Genomic DNA, 1,755 nt, shown 5'->3' with positions numbered 1-1,755 from the left:
ATCATTGATGCAGGGGATGGGCGTTTCATGAGTGTCCTCGCGCGAAGCCAGAGACACCCTCTCAGACTGCCCCCATTGAGGCAGTAGGAAATACTCGGTGAGTGGGGGTGGGATTTTTTTGGATAGGATTCTGGCGAATCGCCGGGCCTGATTCGCTATGCGAAGATCAGTCGACTCTGGGTGCCCTTCACACGCATCCAGGCTGCGTCATTTCTGGTTAACACTGCTTCGAGGAAGCCCTAGGCCATGAATACAGACCTTCCCCAGCTCGAACAAACCATCATCGATATAGCGCGCCAGGAACTGGCCGCCGTGGCTGCTTTTTATCGCAAGAGGGAGGCAGGGATTGAGAGCGCGCACGTCGATGAGGCATGGAGCGAATACCTGGCTCGCTACCATGCACTGAGCACGCTTTTGGTGCTCGGCCAGTTGCCTATAGGTTGACTGAAAGGCTATTCCTAGGAATTAAGCTATGACGAATTGCTCCCTTGATGCACTTGAAGAACATTGAGAAAAATGGTTAAGGTTCCTTGGTTGTATCAAGCTTGTAAAACTGATTTATAACCATAGGGGGTTATTATGAGTGGTGAAAACAGTCTTCTCGAGAGGATGGTTAATGGTAAGTTGGGGCCAGGCTCAGATATTGGTCCTGCCGATTCACAAATAGAGGGTACTTACCGGCGCGGCTATCACCAAGCTATGGCGGAGGTTGCATATTACCTGAAGAATGGGGGAACCTTGTCCGCGGCCTCACTGAATGATTGGGTGAGCGAGGACCTTCGTCGCTGGCGACAGGGGAAGGATAACGCCCCGATTCATCGCCAGATACTTCCTCCTGCAATTCCTGGCAGCCGATAGTTGAACTAAGCCTACCCGGTCCGCTGAGGCTCTATGAGGTGTACCCCTTGATTGCGAACATTGCCGACCGCGCGGTCGACGCGATACCAGGTGAACACTTCTGGAGCCTCACTTTCCTGCAGTACCATCTGCTCTGCCCGTTCGGGCGTGGTTGCCTCATCGACCCACTCATTTGCGAGTTCTGGAGGGCGAGTTGGCAAAGGTCTGATTACCGAGGAAAATGCTCATGACTAAGCAGTTCTACCCCAGGCTCACGGAAAATAAGAACCAAGAGCCAAGCCGCCAGGCTTGGGTTTTCATGGTCGCAATGCCGGCCTTCGTCCTGGGTTGTATTTTCACGTTCGCTATCTTGTGGTTCGGCCCGGTGGCCGTGCGTGACAAGGTAATCGCAGAGTATGAGGCCGATGTTATGCTCCTGGCCAAACAGCTGGACGAGGCCGAAAAATACCGGCGCATACCATCGCCAGCAGCGGCAAACTGATTGAGGGAAGCGACGTGAGTTTGCTGGCGATCTATTCGCTGAATATAAAACGGTCACTAGGTAGGAGAGAAAAGGGCCATGCCGCGATACCACGTCCATTTCATGTCCGTGCGCCAGGGGAAGGGGCTTTCCAACAGGCATACGAGACAAATAGACATTGAATTCCCCATCGAATACGACACTGACATTGAGGCAGTCCAGCGCTGGGCGGCAAAGGAGGTTGGGGCGGATGATGCTGTCTTACTGTCTTGGCAGTTACTCAAGGGCGCTGTACGTCCAAGCTGATATAAAAAAAGGCCACCCGAAGGTGGCCTATGAGTTCATGCTGCAATGAGTTGTCGTGCCAACGCCATCTCCACCGAGTCCCCGTCCTGGTTCAACGAATCGAGACCTGACTCGGGAACGTCTCCCGACGT

At 53.6% G+C, this 1,755-nt stretch carries 2 protein-coding genes and 2 pseudogenes; 2 read left to right on the top strand and 2 right to left on the bottom strand.

Annotated elements, in window-relative coordinates; translation table 11 throughout:
- The first annotated feature begins 246 nt into the window (after window positions 1-246).
- Entirely contained in the window at window positions 247-444 is a 198-nt protein-coding gene (locus HMPREF2924_RS26775) for a hypothetical protein (protein ID WP_003099811.1), read from the top strand.
- 425 nt (window positions 445-869) lie between these two features.
- On the opposite strand, the pseudogene HMPREF2924_RS36635 reads toward HMPREF2924_RS26775, so the two are convergent.
- Window positions 870-1,043, bottom strand: a pseudogene (locus tag HMPREF2924_RS36635) (DUF159 family protein); the annotation flags it as partial.
- Window positions 1,044-1,084: 41 nt separating this feature from the next.
- Here HMPREF2924_RS36635 and HMPREF2924_RS26770 point away from each other — a divergent pair.
- The gene (locus HMPREF2924_RS26770; RefSeq protein WP_003099808.1) at window positions 1,085-1,339 is read left to right on the top strand and encodes a hypothetical protein; all 255 of its coding nucleotides are present in this window, start codon (window positions 1,085-1,087) and stop codon (window positions 1,337-1,339) included.
- Between the two features lie 320 nt (window positions 1,340-1,659).
- On the opposite strand, the pseudogene HMPREF2924_RS37095 reads toward HMPREF2924_RS26770, so the two are convergent.
- Window positions 1,660-1,755: pseudogene (locus HMPREF2924_RS37095) on the bottom strand (DEAD/DEAH box helicase); the annotation flags it as partial.

The sequence above is a fragment of the Pseudomonas sp. HMSC063H08 genome (genome assembly GCF_001813645.1).
GTDB lineage: Bacteria > Pseudomonadota > Gammaproteobacteria > Pseudomonadales > Pseudomonadaceae > Pseudomonas > Pseudomonas aeruginosa.
Note: the sequence above shows the minus strand (reverse complement) of the source record. Positions and strands in the feature narration are given on the sequence as shown.